Annotated in this window: 31 protein-coding genes; 13 read left to right on the top strand and 18 right to left on the bottom strand. The window is 63.7% G+C overall.

What is annotated here, in order from left to right; translation table 11 throughout:
- Position 1: 1 nt before the first annotated feature.
- The 11 genes from HNQ39_RS13825 to HNQ39_RS13775 form a co-directional block, all read right to left on the bottom strand.
- Entirely contained in the window at positions 2–505 is a 504-nt protein-coding gene (locus tag HNQ39_RS13825; RefSeq protein WP_184196976.1) for a protein-disulfide reductase DsbD N-terminal domain-containing protein, read from the bottom strand.
- 63 nt (positions 506–568) lie between these two features.
- On the bottom strand, positions 569–1,303 hold the full coding sequence (locus HNQ39_RS13820) for a hypothetical protein (RefSeq protein WP_184196973.1): 735 nt from the start codon (positions 1,301–1,303) through the stop codon (positions 569–571).
- Between the two features lie 26 nt (positions 1,304–1,329).
- Complete coding sequence (ruvC, locus tag HNQ39_RS13815) at positions 1,330–1,842, bottom strand: crossover junction endodeoxyribonuclease RuvC (protein WP_184196971.1); 513 nt, start codon at positions 1,840–1,842, stop codon at positions 1,330–1,332.
- Positions 1,843–1,846: 4 nt separating this feature from the next.
- Positions 1,847–2,473 (bottom strand): hypothetical protein, encoded by a 627-nt coding sequence (locus HNQ39_RS13810; RefSeq protein ID WP_184196968.1) that lies wholly within the window; start codon positions 2,471–2,473, stop codon positions 1,847–1,849.
- 99 nt (positions 2,474–2,572) lie between these two features.
- Entirely contained in the window at positions 2,573–4,039 is a 1,467-nt protein-coding gene (locus HNQ39_RS13805) for a family 10 glycosylhydrolase (RefSeq protein ID WP_184196965.1), read from the bottom strand.
- A 147-nt stretch (positions 4,040–4,186) separates the two neighbouring features.
- Positions 4,187–4,864: a hypothetical protein gene (locus tag HNQ39_RS13800; protein WP_184196962.1), complete on the bottom strand. Its 678-nt coding sequence runs from the start codon at positions 4,862–4,864 to the stop codon at positions 4,187–4,189.
- A gap of 3 nt (positions 4,865–4,867) precedes the next feature.
- Complete coding sequence (locus tag HNQ39_RS13795; RefSeq protein WP_184196959.1) at positions 4,868–5,761, bottom strand: hypothetical protein; 894 nt, start codon at positions 5,759–5,761, stop codon at positions 4,868–4,870.
- Between the two features lies 1 nt (position 5,762).
- Entirely contained in the window at positions 5,763–6,743 is a 981-nt protein-coding gene (locus HNQ39_RS13790) for a hypothetical protein (RefSeq protein WP_184196955.1), read from the bottom strand.
- Between the two features lie 2 nt (positions 6,744–6,745).
- Positions 6,746–7,567: a DUF6754 domain-containing protein gene (locus HNQ39_RS13785; RefSeq protein WP_184196952.1), complete on the bottom strand. Its 822-nt coding sequence runs from the start codon at positions 7,565–7,567 to the stop codon at positions 6,746–6,748.
- On the bottom strand, positions 7,564–7,848 hold the full coding sequence (locus HNQ39_RS13780) for a hypothetical protein (RefSeq protein ID WP_184196949.1): 285 nt from the start codon (positions 7,846–7,848) through the stop codon (positions 7,564–7,566). The genes HNQ39_RS13785 and HNQ39_RS13780 overlap by 4 nt, the downstream gene beginning before the upstream one ends.
- A complete protein-coding gene (locus HNQ39_RS13775) occupies positions 7,845–8,309 on the bottom strand; it encodes a hypothetical protein (protein ID WP_184196946.1) in 465 nt (154 codons plus the stop codon). The genes HNQ39_RS13780 and HNQ39_RS13775 overlap by 4 nt, the downstream gene beginning before the upstream one ends.
- Before the next feature lie 194 nt (positions 8,310–8,503).
- Between HNQ39_RS13775 and HNQ39_RS13770 the strand changes: the two genes are divergently transcribed.
- From HNQ39_RS13770 to HNQ39_RS13760, 3 genes are read left to right on the top strand one after another with little or no spacing between them, the layout of a single operon-like run.
- Positions 8,504–9,115 (top strand): TetR/AcrR family transcriptional regulator, encoded by a 612-nt coding sequence (locus HNQ39_RS13770; RefSeq protein WP_184196943.1) that lies wholly within the window; start codon positions 8,504–8,506, stop codon positions 9,113–9,115.
- Between the two features lie 55 nt (positions 9,116–9,170).
- A complete protein-coding gene (locus HNQ39_RS13765; protein ID WP_184196940.1) occupies positions 9,171–9,749 on the top strand; it encodes a sigma-70 family RNA polymerase sigma factor in 579 nt (192 codons plus the stop codon).
- Between the two features lie 3 nt (positions 9,750–9,752).
- Complete coding sequence (locus tag HNQ39_RS13760) at positions 9,753–10,490, top strand: SDR family NAD(P)-dependent oxidoreductase (RefSeq protein WP_184196937.1); 738 nt, start codon at positions 9,753–9,755, stop codon at positions 10,488–10,490.
- 3 nt (positions 10,491–10,493) lie between these two features.
- Here the strand turns inward: HNQ39_RS13760 and HNQ39_RS13755 are convergent, their stop codons facing one another.
- Both HNQ39_RS13755 and HNQ39_RS13750 read right to left on the bottom strand, forming a co-directional pair.
- Positions 10,494–11,723, bottom strand: a complete 1,230-nt coding sequence (locus HNQ39_RS13755) for a M20/M25/M40 family metallo-hydrolase (protein ID WP_184196934.1) — start codon at positions 11,721–11,723, stop codon at positions 10,494–10,496.
- Entirely contained in the window at positions 11,720–12,094 is a 375-nt protein-coding gene (locus tag HNQ39_RS13750) for a hypothetical protein (protein WP_184196931.1), read from the bottom strand. The genes HNQ39_RS13755 and HNQ39_RS13750 overlap by 4 nt, the downstream gene beginning before the upstream one ends.
- 78 nt (positions 12,095–12,172) lie before the next feature.
- Between HNQ39_RS13750 and HNQ39_RS13745 the strand changes: the two genes are divergently transcribed.
- The 4 genes from HNQ39_RS13745 to HNQ39_RS13730 all read left to right on the top strand — a co-directional run bounded on the left by HNQ39_RS13745 (position 12,173) and on the right by HNQ39_RS13730 (position 16,396).
- Positions 12,173–13,120: a TolB-like translocation protein gene (locus HNQ39_RS13745; protein WP_184196928.1), complete on the top strand. Its 948-nt coding sequence runs from the start codon at positions 12,173–12,175 to the stop codon at positions 13,118–13,120.
- A 109-nt stretch (positions 13,121–13,229) separates the two neighbouring features.
- Complete coding sequence (locus HNQ39_RS13740; RefSeq protein ID WP_184196925.1) at positions 13,230–13,631, top strand: hypothetical protein; 402 nt, start codon at positions 13,230–13,232, stop codon at positions 13,629–13,631.
- 30 nt (positions 13,632–13,661) lie between these two features.
- Entirely contained in the window at positions 13,662–14,639 is a 978-nt protein-coding gene (locus HNQ39_RS29925; protein WP_184196922.1) for an FAD-dependent oxidoreductase, read from the top strand.
- Between the two features lie 8 nt (positions 14,640–14,647).
- Positions 14,648–16,396 carry a VanW family protein gene (locus HNQ39_RS13730; RefSeq protein ID WP_184196919.1) on the top strand — a complete coding sequence of 583 codons (1,749 nt, stop codon included), beginning with the start codon at positions 14,648–14,650 and terminating at the stop codon, positions 16,394–16,396.
- Positions 16,397–16,457: 61 nt separating this feature from the next.
- Here the strand turns inward: HNQ39_RS13730 and HNQ39_RS13725 are convergent, their stop codons facing one another.
- Both HNQ39_RS13725 and HNQ39_RS13720 read right to left on the bottom strand, forming a co-directional pair.
- Positions 16,458–17,261 (bottom strand): type II secretion system protein, encoded by an 804-nt coding sequence (locus tag HNQ39_RS13725; protein WP_184196916.1) that lies wholly within the window; start codon positions 17,259–17,261, stop codon positions 16,458–16,460.
- Positions 17,262–17,307: 46 nt separating this feature from the next.
- A complete protein-coding gene (locus tag HNQ39_RS13720; RefSeq protein ID WP_184196913.1) occupies positions 17,308–17,712 on the bottom strand; it encodes a hypothetical protein in 405 nt (134 codons plus the stop codon).
- Positions 17,713–17,917: 205 nt separating this feature from the next.
- Between HNQ39_RS13720 and HNQ39_RS13715 the strand changes: the two genes are divergently transcribed.
- Positions 17,918–18,541 carry a MarC family protein gene (locus HNQ39_RS13715; protein ID WP_184196910.1) on the top strand — a complete coding sequence of 208 codons (624 nt, stop codon included), beginning with the start codon at positions 17,918–17,920 and terminating at the stop codon, positions 18,539–18,541.
- A 1-nt stretch (position 18,542) separates the two neighbouring features.
- Here HNQ39_RS13715 and HNQ39_RS13710 read toward each other — a convergent pair whose 3' ends face one another.
- Together HNQ39_RS13710 and HNQ39_RS13705 are read right to left on the bottom strand one after the other, a co-directional pair.
- Positions 18,543–19,364, bottom strand: a complete 822-nt coding sequence (locus tag HNQ39_RS13710) for a hypothetical protein (RefSeq protein WP_184196907.1) — start codon at positions 19,362–19,364, stop codon at positions 18,543–18,545.
- 30 nt (positions 19,365–19,394) lie between these two features.
- Positions 19,395–20,135, bottom strand: coding sequence for a hypothetical protein (locus tag HNQ39_RS13705; protein WP_184196904.1), 741 nt, complete (start codon positions 20,133–20,135; stop codon positions 19,395–19,397).
- 226 nt (positions 20,136–20,361) lie between these two features.
- On the opposite strand from HNQ39_RS13705, the gene HNQ39_RS13700 reads away from it, so the two are divergent.
- Positions 20,362–20,952 (top strand): HD domain-containing protein, encoded by a 591-nt coding sequence (locus HNQ39_RS13700; RefSeq protein ID WP_184196901.1) that lies wholly within the window; start codon positions 20,362–20,364, stop codon positions 20,950–20,952.
- On the opposite strand, the gene HNQ39_RS13695 is transcribed toward HNQ39_RS13700, so the two are convergent.
- The gene (locus tag HNQ39_RS13695) at positions 20,942–21,964 is read right to left on the bottom strand and encodes an SIS domain-containing protein (RefSeq protein ID WP_184196898.1); all 1,023 of its coding nucleotides are present in this window, start codon (positions 21,962–21,964) and stop codon (positions 20,942–20,944) included. The two genes, HNQ39_RS13700 and HNQ39_RS13695, sit on opposite strands and share 11 nt — an antisense overlap.
- 57 nt (positions 21,965–22,021) lie before the next feature.
- Between HNQ39_RS13695 and HNQ39_RS13690 the strand changes: the two genes are divergently transcribed.
- The 4 genes from HNQ39_RS13690 to HNQ39_RS13675 are packed head-to-tail and all read left to right on the top strand — an operon-like array spanning position 22,022 to position 25,182.
- Complete coding sequence (locus tag HNQ39_RS13690; RefSeq protein ID WP_184196895.1) at positions 22,022–22,474, top strand: hypothetical protein; 453 nt, start codon at positions 22,022–22,024, stop codon at positions 22,472–22,474.
- A gap of 34 nt (positions 22,475–22,508) precedes the next feature.
- On the top strand, positions 22,509–23,153 hold the full coding sequence (locus HNQ39_RS13685) for a bifunctional 4-hydroxy-2-oxoglutarate aldolase/2-dehydro-3-deoxy-phosphogluconate aldolase (RefSeq protein WP_184196892.1): 645 nt from the start codon (positions 22,509–22,511) through the stop codon (positions 23,151–23,153).
- Positions 23,154–23,155: 2 nt separating this feature from the next.
- Positions 23,156–24,283 (top strand): mandelate racemase/muconate lactonizing enzyme family protein, encoded by a 1,128-nt coding sequence (locus HNQ39_RS13680; protein ID WP_184196889.1) that lies wholly within the window; start codon positions 23,156–23,158, stop codon positions 24,281–24,283.
- Complete coding sequence (locus HNQ39_RS13675; protein ID WP_184196886.1) at positions 24,280–25,182, top strand: aldose epimerase family protein; 903 nt, start codon at positions 24,280–24,282, stop codon at positions 25,180–25,182. The genes HNQ39_RS13680 and HNQ39_RS13675 overlap by 4 nt, the downstream gene beginning before the upstream one ends.
- Positions 25,183–25,193: the final 11 nt, after the last annotated feature.

Here is a 25,193-nt window from a genome sequence, read left to right as displayed (position 1 = left end):
ACTACTTACTCACCGTCAGCGGCGCGGAGAGCTGAACCGTCTCTGGCGGGAGGCAGCCGGTGGCGTTGCAGCCCTGGGCCTTCACCGCCGCTCCCAGCTTCAGAGTACCCGGTTTGACCGTCTTGGCGAGCGTGATGGGCACCGTGACCGTGATCGTCCCCTCGTGGATTCGGGTCTTCTCGTGCAGGGTCGGGGCGGGCCAGACCGCCTTGCCGTAGGTCACTCCTGCTACTTTGGTGGGAGTCACCTCGGAGGGGATGGCAAACTCATCGCCGGGCTTGGGGTCGTAGATATGAAAGCCAGGAGCCATGGTGATGGTGACGGTCAGGGTGGCCTTCGCCCCCGCCTTGACACTGACCGGAGCGACTGTCGCCTTGGCTGCGGCGAAGAAGCCAGGAAGCTTGGGGGCCTGTGCGGGAGCGGCGGATGCCAGCGACGAAACCAGAGCAGCCAGGGCTGCGGTGCGAATCCACATGATCGTAAAGTCCTCGTAGTTACTGTACAAGCCAGGGACGGTAGAAAGTTCCCTCGCCTAAAATGAGACCAGTCCTAATTATTGTACCGCAGCCTAGTTCCGGTACTCAATCTCCCAGTCGACAATATCGAGGTTGGGCTCGTCCACCAATGCTGCCACGTGGTCGCGAACATCGTTTTGTGTCGGCTCCCGGCGGTCGTCGCTGTTGCGCTTGAGCTGGTTCTGGAGAGTGTCGAGCGTAATAAACTGATTGAGTGAGCCCGTCTGGCTCCCATCACCAAGCGCATCCCAGAGCTTGGGGGCATCCTCAGCGCCTTGGGGGACGTTGTTGGTGGCGATGATATTGAGCTGGACGTAGCGGGCGGTCTTGTTCGGGAGCGTGTTGAGATCGACCTGGAAGGAGAGTACCTTGCTCCCACGAGAGACCGGGGTGCTCTGAAAGGGCACTCCCAAGGGCGTGAAGATTCCATTCACCGGGTTGTTGAGGACGCCATTGCTCTCGCAGGAGAAGACCTGGAAGCCCGGGCCGCGGTAGTTGAAGGCGACAAAGCCCACAAACCCCTGCCCTGTCGCGGAGTTGGCGGCGGCGAAGCCATTGCCCCAGGGCACACTGACAACCGGCACGGGGCCGTTATCGGTGGGGTTATCGGTGCGGTTGATGGTGACAAAGTAGTAGTAGGGCAGGCCTGTCTCGTTGGTCTGCACCTCACCCCGCAGGGCAAAGGTGACCCGCAGGAGCTTAGGAACATCCCCGGTAACGGGCGGAACTTTTGCGCAGCTCGTCAGCAGAGTCAGTGGCAGGAGAGCAAGCCCCCGAAACGTCTTCATGGATTGTTTGAGTCGTGGCGGCATGCTTACCTTCGATTGTCCCGGCTCCGGGTACGCCCGAGACCGCTGATCTTGTGGGAGTGGGCGTGGCAGATCGCGACCGCCAGCGCATCGGCGGCATCGTCGGGCTTGGGCACCTCGGCGAGGTTGAGCAGGCGTGTCACCATGGCCTGGACCTGGAGCTTGTCCGCCGCCCCGTAGCCCGTCACCGACTGCTTGACCTGCATGGGGGTGTACTCCATCCAGGAGAGCCCGCGCTGGGCAAAGGCGAGCAGGATCACCCCGCGCGCCGCCCCCACCGCGATCCCATTGGTGACATTCTTATCAAAAAACAGCTTCTCGGTGGCCACTAGCTCGGGCGTGTAGCGGTCCAAGAGCGTGTTGATATCGTCGTAGATGGACTTGAGACGGTCGGGGAGCGCCATGTCCGGTGTCGTGAGCAAGACCCCCACATCCACAGGGATCAGCCGCCCCTCTTCGTAGCGAATGACACCAAAACCTGTGGTGGCTGTCCCCGGATCGATCCCCAGAATTGTCACAGGGTCAGGATACCACCTGCCCCCCCGCCCCCGCCCGGCGGGGGAGCTCAGCGATGAGAAAACGCGAGAGCGCCGCGCCGTCGATGGCGACCACGACATAGAGATTGGGGCTGGGCGCATTGACCGTCAGCTCCGTGACACGCCCGGTATTGTCCACGGCAACCCGCGCCGGGACCGTGCGAAAGAGGCGCAGCCAGGGCATCGGCTCGGGGTGCCGGGCGAGGCAGAGCGCAGGCAAAGTGGAGAGGAGAGTCGCCTCTTGCTTGTCTTCGTCCCAGTGCCGCCAGAGGCAGAGATCGCCGGGGAGCCAGATCACGCCCTCCCCCGAGGTCAGGAGACGCGCAAAAGTCGGGTCGGGCGCACCGCCGAAGCGCTCGGGGTAGCGCTCCTTGAGACGCGGGTCGATAGGCAGCACGCCCTCCGCTCGCCCCCCCACCAGAAAGAGGCGCGCAATCTTGGAGCGAATCAGCGCCGGGTCGGCCTCCAAGAGCGCCGCGAGCGCGGCAAACTCCCCGGTCGCGATCAGGCTCACCGGCTCCGGCGTAGCGCGCAGCACCTCCGCGAGCGTCTGGGGCGTCACGTGCGGGGTATCGTCGTAGGGGTCGGGGGGGCCAAGGAGGAGTACTGTCATGGGTGTGCTGTCGGGGGTTGGAAATCCCCGCCTCCAGAGAGGGAGCGTCCCGAGGACGCGGCGTACAGAGCTTGTGCCGGGCAGTTGATTGCCCGGCGGCTATACCGATGCATTCCCGAGCCGATCTACGGCGGTCACGACGGCTTGGTCTACCTGTGCACCGGTCTCGTGGGCGGCGTGGTCACCGGGGAGGATGACGGTGCTCCAGCGGTCGCCGGTGCGCCACTGGACGGCGTAGACAAAGGCGCGCTCGACCTGCTGCCAGGTGATGCGCTCACCACTGATGCGGACATTGCGGGGAGCGGGAGGCGGGACGGTGCTGAGCCAGGGGCAGGCGGGGACGAGCGCAGGCTCGGGGTAGACCACCGTGGCGAGGCGGCCCGCCATCGTGTTGGTATCGGACTCCATGCCTTTTTTCAGCACGACGGCGGAGAAGTGCAGGTGGCCACTGGGCGTCCCCGAGAGCCCGCGCGCGACCTTGATCTGGTACTCGATCTCCAGCGGCGGGTACTTGCTGGTGTAGAGCCCCGGCCAGAGGTGGCGCTTGAGCGGGTTCTGCTCCGACCACCAGATCAGCAGGATGGGAAAGCTCTGCCCGGCTTGGTCGATCTTCCAGTAGAGCTGAGGCGCGAAGTAGTCTGCCCAGCCCTCCTGCATCCACTTGCGACTGTCGCCGTAGAGGTTCTCGTAGGAGTCGTAGCCGGTGATCTGGGGCGGGTTGCCGGGGCGCCAGATGCCAAAGGGGCTGATCCCAAACTTCACGTGGGGCTTCTCCGCCTTGATCTGCTCATAGAGCGTGCGGATGAAGTCGTCGATATTCTTGCGCCGCCAGTCCGAGCGCGAGAGCTTGCCGCCTCCCTGAACATAGCGCTTCCAGGCCGGCTCGTCGGGGAAGGGCTTCTCGACCTTGTTTTTTTCGTCGGTGTAGAGCTTGTAGGGGTAGAAGTAGTCATCGACATGGAGACCGTCGATATCGTAGCGCCGGACGATATCCATCAGGACATCGAGCGAGTGCTTACTGGCCTCGGGCTCACCCGGATCGAGCCACTGGAGCGTACCGTAGGCCTTGACCCAGGCGGGGTGCTTAACCGAGACATGGTTGGCCGCGGTGGGGCTCTTGGCCCCGGACTGGCGTGCGCGGAAGGGGTTCACCCAGGCATGGAGCTCGATTCCCCGGTCGTGGGCCTCTTTGACGGCCTCCGCGAGGGGGTCCCAGCCGGGATCCTGGCCCATGACTCCGGTGAGGTACTCGCTCCAGGGCTCTTTCTCGGAGCGGTAGAGGGCATCGCAGGCGGGGCGCACCTGGAGTAGGACCGCGTTGAGCTTGAGGCGTTGTGCCCTATCCAGCAGGGCGATCAGCTCGGCACGCTGCTCCTCGGGGGGCAGGCCGGGCTTGCTGGGCCAGTCGATATTGGTGACGCTGGCAACCCAGAGGCCTCGGAACTCGCGCGGGATGGGCGGCGGCTTCTCCAGCGCCCCCAGCTCCTCGGCGTGTGCCTCCTCATCGCTTGCCAGCAGTGCGGCCCCGGCGCCCGCCGAGAGTGTCAGAAAATCGCGTCGCTTCACGGGTTGAGTTTACCCGGCGGGGATTGGAAATCCCCGCCTCAGGAAAAAGAGCGTCCCGGGGACGCAGAACCCCATAGGCTCCGCGCGTCCCCGGGACGCTCCCTCTCTTCTGCCGGGGATTTTCAATCCCCGGACAATCCCCGGCTGCTAGTGCCCGCTCATGGACTCGGGGGCGTGGATCAGGAAGTAGATGCGCCCGATCAGCAGCGCCATACGGGCCATGATCGTGTTGCCAAACATCGCGCCAAAGGCGACCATCATGGCGTAGCGCCCGAACTTGGAGACTTTATTGACCGTCTTGTTCTTCTGCTCAAACGAGAAGAAGAAGTAGACCATCACGGCTCCTAGGATCGCCAGTGCGAGCCAGTTGTTGAGCACGGTGGCGTAGGCCCCGACCGGATAGTCGGGCTTGATCTTGTCGGCCTCCACCCAGAGCGGCTTGGTGGCGACATTCTTGAACTGCGGGAAGTAGTCCCCCGCGAAGCTCTGGAACGACTGCCCGGCGGCGAAGCCGATAAAGAGCCCAAAGATCAGGCGTGCCATCCAGCCGTTCTTCTTGGAGTAGATAAAGTAGAACAGGGCACCGGCGGGCAGGAGCGCCGCCATCCACCAGTTCTTGCCTGGATCGGTGGTCATCGGCTCCCACCAAGTGGGCTTGAGCACATCGTTCCAGTTGGCCGCGATCGCGTAGCCGCCCGCCAGCCCCAGGTAGAGGTGCTCGAAGAAGCGGAAGACCTTATTCTCTTTGTAGAGGATTGAGTAGATTCCCAGAGTGGTGAGCACTCCCAGAAGCACCACAATCGACTTGAGCATTCCATCACTCATGGTTTAGCGTCCTCCCTCAGCCAGTGCGCGCTGCTTGCGCTCCATAAACATTCCCAGGTTTCCCAGCACGATCAGCACCAGGATCAGCAGGTGCGAGAGGGAGAGCGATGCCGATGCCGACGACGCAAACCCCTCGGCCTTGAGCAGGAGCTCGTACTCGCTCGCGCCCTTGAGCCCCACGAGCATTCCTTGGAGCTGGCCGGAGTCCAGCTTTGGGATCGCCTCGGTTGCCATGACCGAGGTCGGGCAGTAGAGGGTGGGAATGGGCTGCTTGCCCGCGCGCTGGTAGAACTGAATCCAGACCCCGTAGGTCGAGGCGGAGGCGATCTCGACGATCAGCGAGACATCGTTGACCCCCTTGATCCCCGCCATGCAGGGGACATCGGCGACATTGGTCCCACGCGTGTCCTTGCCCAGGGCACCTGGCAGGTCGTTGACTGCGGACTTGATCAGGGCCACGGAGGCACCTGCGGGCCGGTAGCCCCAGTTGACATAGTCACGGCCGTACTGGTAGTCGTACTCCTTGGCGAGCTTATCAACCACTTGCTGGCCAAGCTCGCGGCCCTGCGGGTCGCTGAAGCCAAAGATAGCGAACTTGACCTTGCGCATCATCAGGTGGCGGACGGTCGCCTCGCACTGGGAGAGGTTCTCCGCCAGGGTCCCTGCGGCGAAGTTGCAGGCGACAATGGCGATCTTGTTCTTGGCCGCCGGATCGTTGGCGACTCCCTCGATTGCGTCGTAGTAGCTCTTGGTGAAGCTCGTGATCGCGGGCTTGGGGAGCGGCTTGGAGACCACGGGCACCAGGAGTGGGATCGCGATAACAATCGCCAGCATCAGGTAGAGGTAGCGGCGGTCCAGGTTACTGAGCTTCTTCAGCAGGTCACTAAGCAGTTTCATCTTAGAGCTCCTCCTCAAAGTACGAGCCACGCTCCAGCGAGAGCCAGAGCCGCAGCGAGGTGGCCAGCGCTCCGACGCCCAGCCCAAAGTCGATCGCCTGGGTTGCGGGCGAGCTTGCCTTCTTGAGGATCCACTGCCCGATATTCTCCAGGCGCAGGTTGGTTAGGACACTAAGCTTGTCGTTGGGGATCCAGTTGGTGAGCGCCTGGCCAATCGGGACATTGCCCAGCATCACCAGCGCCGCCGCCACGAGGAGAATGGTCGCCTCCAGGGAGCGGATACGGAAGGCGCGGTAGGCAGCGGAGACAATGTAGAAGGCGATAATGGAGAACATGGTGGCGTCCAGGTTCTTCATCAGCCCGTTGTAGAGCAGGTCATCGAGGGTCTTGAAGGGCCCCTCTTTGACATACTCCTTGCCGATATGGGCCAGTGCCATGAGGACAATCGCTGCGATCAGGGTCGCGGAGTTGCCCCAGCCGGAGCGCTTCATCGCGATATTGCGCAGGTGCACCGAGACCAGGGACCAGATCCCCAGCCCGATCGCGAAGGCCTGTAGCACATTGGAGACATCCGAGGCGGTCTGCAGCCGCGGGGTCAGGAAGTTCTCCTGTGCCGTCAGCTTCTCGACATCGTCTGCGGTGAGCGGCTTGGGCGCATCAGTGGGGAGCTGCTTGAGCACGAGGCGTGCATCGGAGGGCGGGAGCTCCTGAAGCTTCTTGAGGGCATCGGGCTCCAGCTTGACCGTGATCTCGCTCTCGGCCACGGGGGTGGAGGGCTGCTCGCCAAACTTCTTGATGAGCTCGGCCTTTTGCTTGTTGTTGGCCACGACCGCGCCGGTGGGCAGGAAGAACTCCACCGCGTAGAAACAGCCCGAGAGCAGGGTGACCGCTGCGATCAGGGGCTTGCGGAGCCGGTTGGGCACGAGGGTGAGAATAAAGAGCGCTACCAGCCCCAGTAGCAGTCCTAAAAAGAGCATTCCCATAGCTAGCCTCCTTCCTCGGGAGCGTCCAAGAGCTTCCCAATGGGGACATTTTGATCGGAGAGCAGGTTACCAAAGAGGTGCTGGAGGGGCTTGACAAAGCTCGTGCAGAGTGCGCCCACCACCACCATCGCCAGGATCCCAATCTTCACCCGGTCTTGGCCCACCATCGAGCCTAGCAGGGTCGGCTGGCGCGTGAGATAGGCAGTCGCGGCGTAGTACTCGTCTCCGATAATGACATAGTCACAGGCGGCGATAAAGAAGGGCACCTGCGTGGTCGATGGCGTCCCGGCCACCTGGATCGCTCCGACCATGTTGGCGTTCTCTGCCATGATCAGCGACTCGGCGAAGAACGTCCCAAAGAGGAAGGTCGCGGCGAACTTCTCGCGCTGGATCATCCCGGCCACACCCGCCGCGTAGGCGAACTGCTGGTTGGAGAGATAGCGCACATCGTCGGGGGAGTACGCATCGCCGCGGCCGGCCTGGTTGTAGGCATTGGAGATCGTGTCCTCGGCGATTGGCAGCATGGCGGAGTTGTAGACCGGCATCTGGACTCGCGTGCCGTAGCGCGCCGCCGAGGCCGCGACATTGGCGCAGATGGCCAGTGCCTGGAGCGTGATGATATCGATCCCATCGGAGAGGCCGGTGGAGAGCAGGATCCCTCGTCCCATCTCCACGGCGCGCCCCACGGCTTCATCGATAGCCGAGAGTCCGGGAATACGCCGAATAAAGTACTGTTTTCCCCGCTGCGCCGAGACGACGGTCATGACAATGACAACCGACATTGCCAGCAGCAGGATAAAAGCAGGCCCAGTTGCGTGGTTCATATGGTTTTATCCTCAATGCGACGGATGAGTGCCTCGACACCGCCGGGCTCTGCCAGCAAGCGTCCCAAGGTCTGCATCCGGTTTAGCCCGACCAGCGGGCCAAAGAGTGGGGTGAGTGCGATCATTCCCTGGGAGAGCACAAAGGCCATGGGCCGGTGCATCTCCAGGGCGATAATAGCGGGCACACTCAGCCCTCGTCGTGCCACCTGCGTGGCCACCTTCTCTAAGAGCTCCTCGCGCTCCGCCTCCGGCAGGGGCTCGTTCCACTGCGCCAGGCTCATGGCGTCTCCTCTTTATCTTTAGGCTCGTCGCGCGGCAGCAAGCGCTTGACGGTCTCGCGCAGGAGTGCCTCGTTCTCGTTGTCTTTGGAGAAGCGCAGGCGAATCCCGCGGAAGGAGTCGAGGCGGGAGGGAATCTTTAAGGTAGAGAGGTAGATACCGTCCTTGCCCACCGTGGCGCGGCGGATATCGCTCCAGGCCAGTTCCAGCTTAATCGCGGGGCCGCAGGAGCAGTAGGCCTTCTGGTTGGTGAGCTTGTAGTCCACGGGCAGAAGGTACTCCGACATCGCGCCGGTAAGGGCAACCACGGGGAGGAAGAGCCCCAGGGGGTAGGGAAAGGCCAGCCACCAGAACGCAAAGGCGATCCCATAGCCCAGCGCCACCAGCCCGATCTTCTGCGGCTCGTCCCGCAGTCGGTGGATGCGCCAGGCAAGGATCACCTCCTCCCCCTCATTTATCTCCACAACAGCCTCTCCCAAGTCGGTGGGAGTATAGCCGCTCGAAGCGGGTTCCGTCAATGCAGTCACGCCTTTCTGTACGCCCTCGACGCCCCTTCGCGGGACAACGACATAAAAAACACGAAAATTTTATCGCATATACTCTTGACAAACCGAGAGAGGGGGTGGTACACTCATGACCAGAATACGATTTTAGTCACATGGCAATCAAAGAGAACAACTGTGGAGGGGGCGAGGAGACGCGGCGGGCCATCCTTGAGGTAGCACGCAAGCGTTTTCTGCACTACGGCTTTAAGAAGACCACGATCGACGAGATCGCGGCGGATGCGGGGATTGGTAAGGGGACGGTCTACCTCTACTTTGACAATAAAGAGGAGCTCCTGCTGACCCTGGCCCGCGAGGTCAAGCGCAATGTCACCGACCAGATGCGCGCCATCACCGAGTCGCTGGCCTCGCCCGAGGAGAAGCTCCGGCGGATGCTGCTGGCTGCGGTGCTCTCGGTGCACGATGTCGCGCAGGTGACGGTGCACGGGACGGAGCTGGTCAATGAGCTGCTCTCGCCGCGCCTGATGGAGTGTGGCCAGCCCGAGCGCAAGGCGCAGCTGGAGCTCCTCACCCAGGTGCTCACCGAGGGGGACTTCGACCTGCCCGGCACGCCCACCGAGGCCGCGTCGCTCTTCCTGCTCGCCATGGTCCCCTTCTTCCCGCCCTACCTGAACCCCTGTCACGCCAGTCCGTCGTGCCGCCGGGGGCTGGAGACCCAGGCAAACGCGATGCTGGACTTCCTCCTACATGGGATTCGGCGACGCTAGATTTTTTTGGAACGCACTGACCAAAAGACGTATCCAGTCATCAGGAAACACGAAAATGCCAAACACGAAAAACGCACAAGCAGAGATTTTTGAAAAGGTGATTCTCCCCCATGAGGCGTCGCTCTACGCCCCCGCGATGGCGCTGACCCGTAGCGCCTCCGATGCGGAAGACCTGGTGCAGGAGACCCTGCTCCGTGCCTTCGACCGCTTCGATACCTACCGCTCCGATGGCAGCCCCCGCGCGTGGCTCCACACGATCATGCGGAACCTGTTCTACAACATGTACCGCAAGAAGTCCCGCGAGCCGCGCCAGGTGCCGCTGGAGAACGCCGATGGTAGCTCGATCGAGCAGCCGACCGCGCCGCATGTCTCCCCGGAGCGCCAGGTACTGTCCCAGCTCGAAGGCGCCGCCCTGCTTCAGGCGGTCCGCACCCTCCCGGAGGAGTACCGCCGTGTGGTCGCGATGGCCGATATCCAGGGCATGGCCTACCAGGAGATCGCCGAGAGCCTGCACATCCCCGTGGGCACGGTCCGCTCCCGCCTCTCCCGTGGCCGCGAGCGTGTCCGCCGCTCCCTCACCGCCTGGCACCCCGAGACCCTCCCGTCTCTTACCAACCGCATGGTGCTGAACTAGCCCATGCAGGGGAAAGTCGCGCTGGTGACGGGCGGAGCGACCGGCCTCGGTCGTGAGCTCGCGCTTCGCCTCGCCGGTGAGGGCGTGCGCCTCGCCCTTGCCTACTCGCGCTCCCAGACCGACGCCGAGACGCTCGTCGCGGAGCTCCATGCGCAAGGCGCGGACGCCCACGCTTTCCAGGCCGACCTCGCCCAGACCGCCGCTGCCCGAGTGCTTGTGGAGGAGACTGTCGCCACCTTTGGGCAGCTCGATCTGGTGATCCACAACGCCGCAACCACGCGCTTTGCCGCCTTCTCCGACCTTGAGGCAATCGACGAAGCGGCCTGGGACGAGCTCTTTGCGGTCAATACCCGTGCGGCGTTCTTCCTGGCGCAGGCCGCTGCGCCGCACCTACGCGCCACCCGTGGCCAGTTCCTCTCCACCAGCTCCGTGGCCGGGCTCGCCCCGGTGGGCAGTAGCATTCCCTATGCTGCCTCCAAAGCCGCGCTGATCCACCTGACAAAGTGCCTCGCGGTCGCGCTGGCCCCCGAGGTGCGGGTCAATACAGTCGCCCCCGGCCTGCTCCTGACCCGCTGGGTCGTGGGCTTCACCGACGAGCAGCTCGCCGCGACCAGCCAGAAGGCGCTCCTCAAAAAAACGACCGACTTGGTCGATGTGGTGGATGCCTTTATGATGCTCGCCCGCAACTCCAGCATGACGGGGCAGGTCCTCACGGTCGATGCGGGCCTCCTGAGCGGGTAAGCGCTAGCGCCCCACCACGGTTGGCAAACCGCGCTCGCCCTTGGGACCGACTGCGCGCACCGCGAAGAGGTAGTCGTCCTTGGAGAGCGGCAGGGCGGCTTGCGTTGTGGCACCAGCAATCGCCTTGCTCCCACTCCAGTCAAACTCCGTGGTGCGACGCCAGAGGAGCTCGTAGCCCGCCGCGCCCTCGACCGGTGCCCACGTAAGCGTCGTGGCGTTGCTGAGGTCTTGCTTAAGCGTGGCGCGCGCCGGGGCGGGCGGTGCCAGCGCGAGCTCGGAGAGCCAGGCGAGGGCGACTTGGGTGACTCGGTTGAGGTAGGCAAAGTCCACGAACTCGGGGAGGTCGCCAAGCTTCACGCCGTTCTCCGTCCGCAGGTCCTGGTGCTGGTGACGCCAATCCTCCCCGGGCTCGGTGAAGCGCACGGCGGCGGGAAAGCCGGCGGCCAGAAACGAGCTATGGTCCCCGCCGCGCCCGTAGCGGTCGTTGCGCAGGGTGAGCGCGACCGAGATTCCCTTCACCTGCCGCCGCGCCGCGTCCGCAATAGCACGGGCGAGGGTACGCGCCGGCGAGTCGCCGTCGGTGCCGAGCGCCTTACGGCGCGTGGCCTGAGTGGGCAATTCATTTAGCTCGTCAGAGGTGGAGAAAACCCGGATGTGCTTGTTGTCGCGCTTGCCTTCCTGGCTCACGGAGTTCCCCACGATATCGTAGGTCGCCATCGCCACGACGGTCTTCCCCTGCTCCTTCAAGGTCTTCGCCAGCTGCGCCGAGCCCAGCAGGCTCTGCTCCTCGCCGGTCACCGCCGCAAAGATCACGGTGCAGCGAGGGCGCATCCCCGCCATGAGCCGCGCACACTCCAGCACGACCGAGACCCCCGACGCATCGTCGTTGGCGCCCGGTGCCGGCGAGCGCGCGTCGAGCACATCCGTCACGCGCGAGTCGTAGTGGCCGGAGACGACAATCACGCGCTCGGGGGAGTCGGTGCCGGGGAGGGTTGCAAGGACGTTGCCAATCTCCACGGCTTTCGTCATGCGCCCCCCCGCCGCCTGCACCCAGCGCTGCTGCGCCACCTGTAGGTTCCCACCGTAGCCCCTCAGCTCCCGCTCCAGCCACGCCGCCGCCGCATCCGCCCCCATGGCCCCGGAGAGCGTATGCCGCGTCGGTATCTCGGCCAGCGAGCGCACGGTTCGCTCTAAGTGCGCTTTTGAGACACGTGCACTAAGCTGCAACCTCATCGGCCCCTCCCACCCGAGACAGAATCGATCAGGATCCGATCCCGCAAGGAGTTTGGATTCGCCGGGCGACCATCAATCGTGATATTGGCCCCGTACGAGCGATTGGCACGTTGCCCCCTCTCGTTGAGGGCAATCACCTTCGCCCCGATAATCAGAACCCAGAGAATCATCCCGATAATGCTGATGACCTGCCCCGCCTGTGCAAGCCCCCGTTGGCCGGAGTGAGGGTAGTTCCATAGGGTGCGTAGGGCTCCGTTGGCCATGAGCCAGCTCACGATGGTCAGTGGGCCACAGAGGAGTAGCCCTAAAATACTCAGTGCCAGGATCAGTCCCCCATTGACTTGAGGCTCGATCTGCTTGGAATCCGACATTATCTCAACCTTCCTTTCCATTCCCCTCTATTATAGCGGAACTCCTAGAGCGCCTCGGTGAAGAGGTAGAATGCAAACATGAAAACTCGGCTCTTTCCGCTCTTGTTGCTTACATTAGGACTGACCGGGTGTATCGGCAATCCACGCAAAGACCATCGGACGATCTCCTTTGATATCTCGCCGGATAAAAAATTAATTGTCTTTTGTGCCTTTGGCAAGTCTGACTCTGATTTATTCCTCTTGGATATCGCCACACGCAGAGCGACTGTGCTAACTGCGCTCCGTGGCAATGAGCTGACGCCACACTTCTCCCCCGATGGCAAAAAAGTTGCTTTTGCACTGGCCGATGCGGGGTACAAATCGTCGGCGATCTACGAAATTGAGCTTGCCAGTGGGAAGATTGCCAAGATTTTAGACAACGGCCCCTACTTTGACTACCACCCGTTCTACGGCAAGGACAACACCGAAATCTACTTCAACCGTGCCCATCGCCGCAGACCCTACAGCATGGGCGGCTATGTCTGGGATCAGTGGGATCTCTACAAAGTGCAGAGCGGCAACGCCACTCGGCTGACCAACTCCCTGTACTACCAGCTCTATCCGGGAAGCTACAGCGCCACGACAGGCGATGTTTTCTTCTCCGCTTACACAAAGGCAGAGCGTGTCTACCGCCTTGATAGCCAGGGCACTGTCACGCTCTACCGTGAAGAGGGCGCTTGGGGAATCACCCCGCGCACGGCGGGCAGCACTATCTATATCGACGACTACCAAAAGGACTATGACTTTGAGATCTACCGTGCAGGCAGTAGCAAGGCCGATGATGTCAAGCTCACCAACCTAAAATCCTATCTCTTAGACCCTCGTATCACCCACGACGGTCAAGATATCTACTTCCTCTCCGAGCTTCACCGCAACAGGCGCTACGATCTCTACACCATCAAGTCTGATGGCACCAAGCTCACCAAAATTGTCGGTTCTGAGTTCTTTGACAACCCCATTCCCCATGCAACAGCAGCACCTCTCTAACACACCGGCTCCTCTACACCAAACCTTCGCGAGAAAACGGCGCGGCGGCTGGATTACTCTCTGGTGCTTTGGCCTTCTCTTCTGCCTACTAGGGTTTGCAAATGGCCTCTTGGGACTCTTCGCATGGCCGCCTCATCTCCATGACCAGGCGCTCACCCTTGGCCGAGTGCTTGGCTACCCGTACATCACCTCGCGCATAGTCCCCTTGTTGTTCTGGGAGCTTTTTGGCACCGAGACAATCGAAAGCACGTCCAACGGCCTCACGCTCACCCGGCGCATTGGCCCTTGGAAGCGACAGTGGCATTTTTTCTGGGACCAGCTTGCCAGCCTAGCGCTTGCAGCCCCCCTTCCCAAGGGCAAGCAGGCCGATCTTCCCTGGACACTGGAGCGCGGTGCACTTTGTCTGCGTGTCGGTGGCCGCGAGGTGCGCTTTGGCATCCGCCTAGAGCGCAACGCCGCGCTCAGTCTTCTCGAAGAAGTCCAGGCTCTCGTACGCCGCCAAGAGCGCTAAACCATCCATAATCTCAGGTACAACTTTAACGTGAACGAACCAACAGATTTTCTCGTGATTGGCGCGGGGCTAGCCGGGCTAGCGTTTGCGCGACAGGTGCAAGCCGCCGGGGCGACCGTCCAGGTGCTCGACAAGGGGCGTGGGGTTGGCGGGCGGGCCGCGACACGGCGGTTTGGCGCGGCGCGTGTGGACCATGGGGCACAGTTCTTCACCGCGCGCTCCCCGGAGTTCCAAGCGATTGTCGATGCAGGGCTCGCGGAGGGCTGGGTCAAGGAGTGGTACCGCTCGATCCCGGAGTGGCGCGACGGCACGATCCACCCCCGCCCCGACGGTCACCCGCGCTATGCTTGTCCCGAGGGAATCAGTGCGCTTCCCAAGCACCTCGCCGAGGGCCTGACGGTTATCACGGAGGCGGAGGTGCAGGGCATTAGCTGGGAAGATATCGGCTATGTCGCGCAGGCAAAAGATGGGCGTCAGTTCGCCGGCACGACCCTCATTCTCAATGTCCCCCCCGTCCAGCTCCTCACCCTCGCCAGCGACCTCGTGACGCCCGAAGACGCTACCCTCCTCGCCACGGCCACTCTGGAGCCCTGCTGGGCGCTCCTGGCGCTCTTGGAGACCGACCTGGCCGTGGACTGGCCCGCCCTGGAGCTTACCAACCACCCCGTCTTCTCCTGGATCGCCCGTGACCACACCAAGCGCGGGCCAGGCGCACCGCCCGCACTGGTCGCGCACACAGGCCCGGCTTGGACCGCCGCGCACCTGGAAGAGAGCCAGGCCACGGTCGAGGCGGCGCTGATTGCAGAGCTAGAGACACTTCTCGGCCCCCTCGCACTCTCCCAGAGCCAGGCGCACCGCTGGCGCTACGCAAAGCCGCTCACGGCGCTCGATCAGCCCTACTTCTGGGACGGTGCTCGCCAGATCGGAGCATGTGGCGACTGGTGCGAGGGTGGGCGGGTCGAGGGTGCGTATCTCTCAGGACATAGGCTAGCACTTGCGATAGAATAGCGCTAACCATGGCGCAGTCGCCCCAACCTCCGCTCTTAAGACGCCACTCCCACGCGGCCAGTGCCCTCTTTCGTCTAAAAGCGGGTGGGCTACAGCTCAAGCGCGCACTACAGGACTTAAAAACGCCCGCGCGCCGCCATTCCAAGACAGAGCAAGCGCTTCCGTTGCTCCTGGCCGAGTCCCAGACCCCGCTCTGGACCAGCCTCGTGCTCTCAGAGCGCCGGCTCCAGCTCGGAAAAGCACAGAATTTGCGCCTTGCGGCCCGTGCGCTAGACGGTGTCGTGGTTCCGGCGGGGGCGGTGTTCTCGTTCTGGCACCAGCTCGGGCGGGCCACCACGCGGCGCGGGTTTGTGGCGGGCCGCGAGCTTCGGGAGGGCTGCCTGGTTCCGTCGGTGGGCGGTGGGCTCTGCCAGCTCTCCAACGCCCTCTATGCGCTGGCGCTGACCACGCACTGCGAGATTCTCGAGCGCCACGCCCACTCGCAGATCGTTCCCGGCTCCGCCGCCGCGCTGGGGCAGGATGCGACTGTCTTCTGGAACTACCTGGACCTGCGCTTCTCCCCCACCGTTCCCCTTCGGATCGAGGCACGGCTCACGGAAGAGACACTTATGGTGCGCCTCTGGAGCGACCAGCGTCCACGGGCCGATGCGCCCCGGACGTTCCAGCGGATCGAGCTCCTGACGCCCACCCCACGCGGCTGCGACTCATGCGGGATGGGGGACTGCGACCTGCACAGCACACCCGCAGCAGAGGCGGCACGGACAGCGGCAGACGAGAAGGTCGCCTTTGTGCTGGAGGAGTGCTGGCCCGAGCTTGCCCACTGGGTCGCGGCCACCAAGCGCCGCGACGATGTGCTACTCTTGCCTCTCACACGGGGCCGCTATGCCTGGGAGACCGCTGGCTTCTCCGCGGTGCACACCGCAGCTCTCCAGACACTCTTGCGCGCACTGGAGGCACGTAAGAAGCTCTCACCGCCCCAGCGCCGCGCCGCACAGCTCGCCGGTGCCGCCGCCCTCGCCGAGGCACTGGGCCGCCAGCTCCCCTACGACACCACGCATCTGGTGGTCTCACAAAGCCTCCTGCCCGCTCTCTGGCAAGGCGGCTGGCTGGGGGGCCGCACCTTCGATGTGCTCCTCACCCGCGCTCCGCTCGCGGTGCTCCATCATAACCTCGATGCCGCCCTCGCCCGCCGCCCCGAGGCACGCTTGCTGGGCGACTTCCGTGCCCCTGAGGCGCTTGTCGAGGCGGAGCGCGCCGCACTCGCTGCCGCCCGGCAGGTCATCACCCCGCACGCCGCACTGGCCGCCCTCTTCCCCGAGCGTGCCCAAAAGCTCCCCTGGAACCTGCCGACTGTGGCAGCCCCCTGGCAGCCGAGCACCCGTCGCGTGATCGCCTTCGCCGGCCCGACCGCCGCACGCAAGGGTACCTACGCGGTCCGCGACGCTGCCCGCGCCCTCCAGCTCACCGTGCGCCTGCGGGGCAGCGCGCTCGAAGGAGCAGACTTCTGGGCGGGAGTCCACACCGAGCACGCCGAGACCCTGGCGACCTGGCTGGAGGGTGCCCGGTGCGTCGTGCAGCCCGCGGTCGCCGAAGATGCTCCCCGGCCCTTGCTCTACGCCCTCGCCGCCGGTGCGCCCGTGCTTGCCTCAGCAGCGTGCGGGCTTGGAGAACTAAACCCAACTCCCTCGATTCCCCCCGACAGCACAGAGGAGCTTCAGAAACGGCTAGAGGTCTACCTAGCGTCTCCAGAGAGCTAGATGCAAGGGGCAGTGGGTTCTGGGAGAAGCCCTGCCCCTTGAGATGACACTCGAGACTAATCTACGGGCACACGCCGCGCACGCGCCAGATCAGGTTCGCGCCCTTGTCTTGGGCGAGCATCCCATTAGCGGAGTAGGCCTTGACGTGACCATCGCCGTGGAGCACCATCGCAAGACCCTGGCCCTGCCCTGTGCGCTGGTGGCGGGCATAGACAGGCTTGAGAGCACCGGCTGCCATGGCAGGGTTGGTCGCCACGAGGTCATTGTCCCCGATCAGCGGGGTGCTGAGGCGAATATCGACCGCGTTGACCTTTGCAGTGGGCACACAGGGGTCGAAGTTATGCCCACGGTAGCGCCCGATACTGCCACTACCAAAGGGAGAGTTGGGGGTATCGGTGAAGAGTGCGAGGCGGGCGGGCTCATCGACACTGGCCAGCCCGAGCGTGCTGGTAAAGGCCTCGGTGGCGTTGGCGCTGGTGCTGGGATCACGGTAGGCGAGCTGGGCGTTCATGCCAATCGACGCATAGCCACGGTTGGCCCAGTCGGCGGGATAGCCGGGCTGGATCGCGCTGGGGCACTTAAAGATGCCGTCGTTCTTGACATAGGGCTGGATCATCTCGGGCCAGATCGTCGGAGTAAAGGCCCCCGTGTTGTAGTTAGCCGTCATCGGGTACTGCTCGTCGTAGTCTTGGACGTACATCATCACGGCGGTGGAGAGCTGACGCACGTTGGACAGACACGCAGCTTGCCGAGCTTTCTCACGCGCCTGGGCAAAGACGGGGAAGAGAATAGCGGCAAGGATGGCAATGATGGCAATGACCACTAAGAGCTCTATAAGGGTAAATGCATTTCTGCGAGACGTCATTTAAATACTCCTCAAACGAGACGATGCGCCATTATACAGCAACTCTCTATGGCGCAACCGGTAAAAACTCGGTGTCGAGCAAGTACCAGTTCTTGTCCATCGGGCCGTGCTGAAGATCGGCCTCAACGCGCCGACGAACACGCTTGCCATCGGCTTGTGTCCACTCGACCTCACCACGAACCTTGTAGCGGTGCGGCTTCAGGTGCTGCAAGTTGAGCTCCCGAATCTGCGCCGTTGAGGCGATCTGGGCGGGGAGGAGATGCGAGCGAACAAACTTCTGGGCAGAGGTGTAGGCATCGCTCTCTAGCTCCTGACGGAACTGCTTTAGGACCAGCTCCCGCGCCTCCCTAGCCGCGTGCTCGTCCTCTTGGCGCGACTGAAGCCACCGCTGCCCGAGAGTGACGGTCAGCAGCAGCGTGGGCAGGAGAAAAACAAGCCTACGACGGTTCATGGGAAACACACCTCATCGCTTGCGTATTGTACCGCGGTAACGCAGCCCCCCGGACAACATGGTTCGCCCGGACAACGAGTGTCCGGGCTTCAAAGGGCGACGGCTGCCTTCGCAGCCAATCAGACTCATTGGGCACGAAGGTGCCCGTCGCCTTCTCAAGCCCAAAGACTTGTTCTTAGGGCTACCGCGGTATACTTCGTCTGGTATGGACCCCACCACCCTCCTCAAGACCATTGTCGCGCTCGTCGTCGTGGTCGAGCCCATCGGGGCGGCGCCGGTCTTTCTCACGCTGACCCAGCACCAGGCCCCCAAGGAGCGCCAGCGCACCGCGCGGCGTGCGACGGTCGCGGTCTTTCTGATCCTCTTCATCAGCGCTCTGGTGGGCAAACTCATCCTAGAGCTCTTTGGGATCAGCCTCGCAAGCTTCAAAGTGGCCGGCGGGATTCTCTTTCTCTTCATGGGCCTAGAGATGATCAATGCCCAGCCCAGCCGCTCCCGCCAGACCCCCGAGGAGGCGGAGGAGGCCGAGCACAGGGACGATATCGCGATTGTCCCGCTGGCGCTGCCCTTGCTGGCCGGCCCAGGTGCCATTGGCTCGGTGATCTTGCTGGCACAGAAGGGGCCGTTCTTTCCCCATATCCTCTGGGTCACGGGGGTGATCGCGGTGGTCTGCTTCACCGCGTGGCTCTGTCTGCGCATGGCGGGACCGATGGGCAAGGCACTGGGAAAGACGGGAATGAATATCCTCAACCGCATCATGGGCCTGATCGTGGTGGCCGTGGCGGTGGAGTTTATTATTGGGGGAGTCAAGGCGCTCTGGGAGGCGTAGGCTAGGCAGCCCGACGCTCCAAGAGCCGCAGGGCGGTCTCGTTGTCCAGGAACTGTGGGCCGTGCCCCTCTTGCTCGCGCTCCTGCTCACGCTGCAAGAGATAGGCCTGGTAGCCGTCGAAGAAGACAATCACGCCGGTCATCTCATCGACCTTGGTGAGGAGCTCGCGCCGGTGCTCGACACCCGTTCTCTCGCGCTCGGCTAGCTGCTCGCGCATGCGCTCCAGCTCCTGCTCCAGAAGCTCGATACGCCAGCGGGTCGCTTGGATCGCCTCGTTGTGGTCGGCGTTGTGCTTGTGCAGCTCACGCCGGAGCGCGACCAGCTGGACCGCGGCGTCCCCCACTAGCTCCGAGGGATCGTTGTTGGGGAAGCGGGCGAGCTCCTCCTCCATCGCGGCGTACCGCGACTCCAGCGAGAGGTGCCCCGGCAGCGACGACAGATAGGCGACAACGCCCTCGGGTGTCGCGACCGTCGGGGCACTTGGGGCCGCCACAGCCGGCATCTCTTCTTCGTCGTCGAGTACCTCCGTCGCCTGTGCAAAAACCGCCGCGAGGGCGTCCTGGTAGGAGACAACGCCACTGGGCGAGGCGGGGCGGTGCTCTTGCCGTGGCTCGTGGGTCTGGCTGGGGAGCACCAAGGGGCGGGAGAGCGCGGCGCTCACCACGACCGTGCCATCGACGGGCTCACCGGGCTCAGCTCCAAAGGGCGGTGGGACGGGTAGGGTAGGCTCCCCCGAAGGCGTGGGCGCGGGCCGGCCTGCTGCAAGCTGCGCAGCAAGCACTTTTAGCTCACTATGGCTTCGGTATTCGGGGGTCTTTGGCATATCGCTTCCGTCGATCACCCGTCCCTATTCTCAGACAAACGCCAGACGTCCATTGTGCTTGAGTAGATTTTTCACGGTATCGTCCCGCATAAAGGCAGGAGTCTCGGTCATGGGGGCTTGCTTCTGCTGGCGCAGGAAGCCCTGGTAACGGTCAAAGAAAACGATCACGCCCATCATCTCATCGAGGCGTGTCTTGAGCTCGCGGCGCTGGGTCACCATCCCCTCTTGCCGCTCCCGCACCTGCCGCCGCAGGCGCACCAGGCGCTCCTCCAGCACCTGAATACAGAGCTCATCGTCGGCCTGCTCCCTCTGGAACTCAACCTCGATCCCGCGCAGGTTCTGCCGGATCGTCACGATCTGCTCCGCCGCTTCTTCCACCAGCCCAGCCGCCAGGGCACTCTCATCGTGGGTGAGCCCCTTGAAGAGCTCTTGGACCTTGCCACAGCGCTCCTGCTCATCGAGGCAGTTGGGGAGGTTGGAGAGAAAGTCCACCGCATGCTCCGCCGTAAACTGGGGCGCCGCGGCGGAGCTGCTCGCCGGCTCCGGGGTCATCAGCGCACCGAGCTCCCAGCTTCCCCCCACCCCCAGCGCGGCCTGAACCGGCGCAGGGACGACAGCGCTGGCCTGGCTGACCGTGCCCGCAGGCGTGACAGACGCCAGCGCGCTTGGGGTCGGGCTAGGGACAGTCCAAGAGAGCGGCGGCGGAATCGGGATCTCCGGCTCGACCGCGTATACTGAGGCTGGTGCCACTGCCGTATTTGGTTTTGCCACAGGCAGCTCTATCTCTGAGAGTGTCCCTACCAGGTGTGGAGCAACTATCCCCATCCTTATTCTTACCCTCTGCTTCCCTTAAGTGTTGTTCCTGATTTACGACGAAGAAAACCCCGTCTTTTTTCTATCTCGTATATTTGTTGGGATTCTCGGTGGCCCACTCGACCCGCAGGATTACCAGGTTCCTCGTATTTTTTACATTAAGGTATATTGGCTAGATAAGGCCATGACTTCACAACGACTTTCCCAGCAGCTCGCTTTCCTCACGGAGGCCGACCAGCTCAAGACCATCTTGCGCCGCACCTCCCTGATCCACGACCCGCGCAAGGAGAACACCGCCGAGCACTCCTGGCACTTCGCGCTGATGGCTCTCACGCTTGCGGAGCACGCGCCGGTGCCGCTGGACCTGCCCCGTGTCCTCAAGATCGCCCTGATCCACGACCTGGTAGAGATCGATGCGGGCGATAGCTTTGTCTACGACACAAGCGCCATGGCCGACAAGCGGGAGCGGGAAGAAGCGGCGGCGGAGCGCATCTTTGGGCTCCTGCCACCCGACCAGGCCGCCGAGTACCGCGCTCTCTGGGACGAGTTCGAGGCGCAAGAGACCCCCGAGGCGCGGTTTGCCGCTGCGGTGGACCGGCTATGTGGGATGCTCCCCAACTACAAAAACAGCGGCGGGAGCTGGGTGGAGCACGGGGTGAGCGCCGCACGTGTCACGGAGCGCAACCGACCGATTGGGGTGGGAGCTCCCGCCCTCTGGGAGGTCGCAGAGGGCTGGATTCGTGAGGCGGTGGAGAAGGGCTGGATCAGCGAGTGACCGTCACCTTGGTCAGGCCGCTCGGGTTGTCGGGATCGAGGCCACGGGCGACTGTCAGGTGGTAGGCCAGGAGCTGGGCGGGCAGGATATCCACCAGCGGGGCCAGAAGCTCGGTGCCGGTGTCGGTGAGGGGAAGCGCGGCATCGGCATCGGTGGAGACCGTGAGCACCCGCGCGCCTCGCCCTTCTAGCTTGGCCGCCACTTCGAGCATCATGGGCTTGGTCTTCCCATTAGGCAACAAAAGCAGGCAGGGCGTGTTGGCGGGGACACTGGCGATCGGGCCGTGGAGCAGGTCCGCCGACGAGAACGCTTGGGTGGTGGTGTGGGTGGTCTCGGCGATCTTGAGCGACGACTCAATCGCGGTGCAGAGGTGCAGGCCGCGCGCCACGGCAAGAATCCGCTCCGCGTGGGTGAGGGAGTGTGCGACTGTCTCCGCCCGCCCCGAGAGGCGATGAAGCTCGGTACGCAGGGCATCCGGGACCCGCCAGAGGGTCTCCGCCAGCGCCGTGTCGCCGGCCCAGCGCGCGGCGAGCTTGGCAAAGAGGGCCAGGGTCGTGGTGTAGGTCTTGGTGGCCGCCACCGCCCGCTCAAGCCCCGCATTGCAGAACAGCACGTGCTCCGCGATCTCCGAGAGCCGCGAGCCCTCCGTGTTGGTGATCGCCGCGGTGAGCGCGCCGCTCTTCTTGGCCTGCACCATCACCTCGTTGATATCGTCGCCCGCCCCGGACTGCGAGACCCCGATCACCAGCGCGTCTTTGTAGTTGACCTCGGCCTCGTAGAGGGTATGCACCGACGGTGCCGCGAGCCCGCAGGGAATCCCCACCGTAAGCTGTAGCAAGTACTTTGCGTAGGTGGCCGCGTTATCGCTGGTCCCACGAGCCGCGAGAATGACATACCGCACCTCGCGCTTCTTGATCTGCGCCACCAGCTCCGCAATGGCGTCCTTACCGCCCGCCAGCGCCCGCTCCATCGCAACAGGCTGCTCATTGATCTCAGAGAGAAGAATTGACATGTGCCTATTGTACCCACGGTCGGATACACTGCCTTAATTCTTGTTCGGGAGAAAACCATGGATCCAAAGCAGAAAAATACCGTTCTCCTCGTGGCACTGATCGCGGGTGTCCTCGCCTTCTTCCTTCCCTGGGTAACCTTCAAGCTCGATGGCACGGAGGTCAGTGGGTTTGCCCGTGTGGCGCTGATGTTCGGGGGAGGGGAGGTGACTCTCTCGGCCTTCAATGGCACCGTTCACTTTTTGGGAGTGACCACTCCGCTCTGGTTTATCCTAAGCCTTGCCCTCGTCGCCAACCTGCTCCCCCTGCTCAACCACACGCAGCACTTCGCGGTCCCTCGGAGCATCGAGGGGACTCTGTCGTTCTTAGCGCTGGTCTGGGTTGCGAGCGTGGTCGGGCTGGGTCTTGGCAACGGCAGTGACGGTGTCAAGATCGAGCTGGGCTGGGTACTGGCGATGGTCTGTGCCTCGTCTTCGGTCTACTGCTTCCTGCGCTCTCGCCCCAAACCATAAACGTCCCCGAAGCTGTGCTATCATAGAAAGCGCTATGAGTAAGTATCAGATTATCGAGCGAATGCTCAACCCCGGCGTCGTGGCCGTGATCCGCGCAGACTCCAGTGAGCAGCTAATGGACGTTGCCAAGGCCCTTGCGGCGGGAGGCGTGACCTCGATGGAGGTGACCATGACCACCCCCAACGCCCTCCAGGTCATCACCGCGGTGCGCAAAGAGCTAGGCGATGCGATCCTGATGGGTGTCGGGACGGTCCTGGATGCTGAGACCACCCGCATGGCGATCCTTGCCGGGGCGCAGTTTGCCGTCTCCCCTGTGATGAAGGTCGAGATTATCGAGATGTGCCGCCGCTACAACGTCCCGATTGTCTGCGGGGCCTACACCCCCACCGAGGCGCTCACCGCCCACGAAGCGGGCGCGGACTTTATCAAGATCTTCCCCGCCGACGGCCTCGGCCCCAGCTACATCAAGGCGCTCAAGGCTCCCCTGCCCCAGCTCCAGATCATCCCCACGGGCGGTGTCGATCTCAACACCGCGGGCGAGTTTATCAAGGCCGGCTGCGCCGCTGTGGCCGCGGGATCGTCGCTGGTGAGCAAAGAGGTCCTCAAGAACAAGGACTGGGCCGCCCTCACCGAGACTGCCAAGGCCTTTGTCGCCGCCGTGGCCAAGGCGCGCGCCTAGACATGGTTCGGGAAGTCAGAGCCTTTCGACTGCGTGCCCCTCTTACCGAGCCCTACGGCTGGGCGCGGGGCCGGGTTGCTGTCCGTGAGGCGCTCTTGGTGTGCGTCATCGCCGACGATGGCACGGAGGGTTGGGGCGAGTGTGCGGGGCCACCGGCAGTCTTGGCACCCGCCGTGACCGAGTTTTTCGGGCCGCTGCTTCGTGGTCAGGACCCGCTTGCCACCGACCCGCTCTGGGATCGGCTCTGGCAGGCCGCGCTCCCCTTTGGGCGTCGGGGGGTCTTGATCGGCGCGCTCAGTGGGATCGACATGGCGCTCTGGGACCTCAAGGGCAAGCTCCTCGGGCAGTCGGTGAGCGCACTTCTGGGGGGCCGCACCCGCGAGCGCATTCCCTGCTACGCCACGGGGCTCTACTTCCGCGAGGGCCCCGAGAGCGAGCGCATCCCCCGGATGCTCGCCGAGGCGCACCGTGCGGTCGAGAGCGGGGCGCGTGCCTTGCTGGTGCAGGTGGGCCGTAGCCTCGCCGCCGATGCCGCGCTCGCCCGTGCCCTGCGCAAGGAGCTCCCCGATATTCCCTTCGCCGCCGAGGCACACGGCTCCTACGATGTCCCCGAGGCCGCCATTATCTGCCGCGCCCTCGCCGAGCAGGGCTTCACCGCCCTCGCCGACCCGCTTGCCGCCGAGCCAGTCACCGCCTGGGCACGCCTCGCCGCGCAGACCACGCTCCCGCTCTCGGCCGGGCGCTACGAGCAGACACGCTGGGCCTTTGAGGCACTTCTTGCCACCCAGGCGATTGGCACCTTCCAGGTAAACCCCGCCTGGTGCGGTGGCCTGAGCGAGGCACAGAAGATCCGCACGGTGGCATCGGCACACGGGGTCAATGTCGTGCCGCGCTCCCTGGGCACCCCGCTCAACCTCGCCGCCTCGCTACACTTTCTCGCCTCCGATATCCGCCACCCCGGCCGTGTCGAGCTCCGTCCCCCACTACTGGAGACCGATACACTCGAAGACCCCTTCCATGCGGTATTCTCTCAGGGCATCGAGCTTGAAGACGGCATGGCGACTGTCCCGACAGCCCCCGGCCTCGGGGTGACCGTGGACCTCCTTCAGCTGGGGCAATTTACACTATGAACGACGATCAAGAACTCATCCTGCGCCACGGCGTATGGGAAGCGGCGGTTGCCGCCTACGGAGCCTCGCTACGGGGCGTGACAAAAGACGGCCAGCCGGTCGCGACCGGCTACCAGGGCAAGGAGCAGAAGCAAGGGGGACAAGGCGATGTGCTCATCCCCTTCCCCGGACGAGTCGCGGGGGGGACCTATGCCTGGGACGGTACCTACCACCAGCTCCCCCAGACCGATAAAGACGGCCCCAACGCGATCCATGGCTTTGTCCGAACCCTGGTCTGGGAGGTGGCGGAGCAGAGCGAGAGCCTGGTGCGCTTCACCCTCGATTTCTTGGGCGCACACGGCTACCCCTTTCCTCTGGGGCTGGAGCTCACCTACTCTCTCGATGACACGGGGCTGACCTGTCGCTTTGTAGTCACCAACACGGGCATGGACGCGGCTCCGGTCGCGGTGGGCTTCCATCCCTACTTCACGGTTGGCTCCGAGCGCGTCGATGGGGATCGGCTCACGCTCCCGTTTGACTCGGTCTTGGAGATGAAGCAGTTCATTCCCACAGGGACGATCTTCTCGGTGGCAGAGGCGGGCCTGGACTATCGCACTCCCACCGCTATCGGCTCCACGGTCTTCAACCACTGCTTCCTCGCTCCCCAGCGCGATGCCCAAGGCCGCGCCAACGTGACCCTGGCAAGCGCGGACGCTGAGGTGACGGTCTGGATGGACGAGGCCTTTGACTATGTGGTGCTCTACACCGGGGAGAACATGCCCGCTCCCTACCGCCGCCGCTCCCTGGCGATCGAGCCCATGACCTGCGGCAGCGATGCCTTCAACCACCCCGAGTGGGGCCTCAAACGGCTTGAGCCCGGCGAGAGCTTTACAGGGGCCTGGGGAGTCACCAAAAAATAAATCTTGCGGGT

The organism is Armatimonas rosea (genome assembly GCF_014202505.1).
Taxonomy (GTDB): domain Bacteria; phylum Armatimonadota; class Armatimonadia; order Armatimonadales; family Armatimonadaceae; genus Armatimonas; species Armatimonas rosea.
The sequence above is the reverse complement of the archived record's forward strand: the minus strand, read 5'-3'. Positions and strand labels throughout refer to the sequence as shown.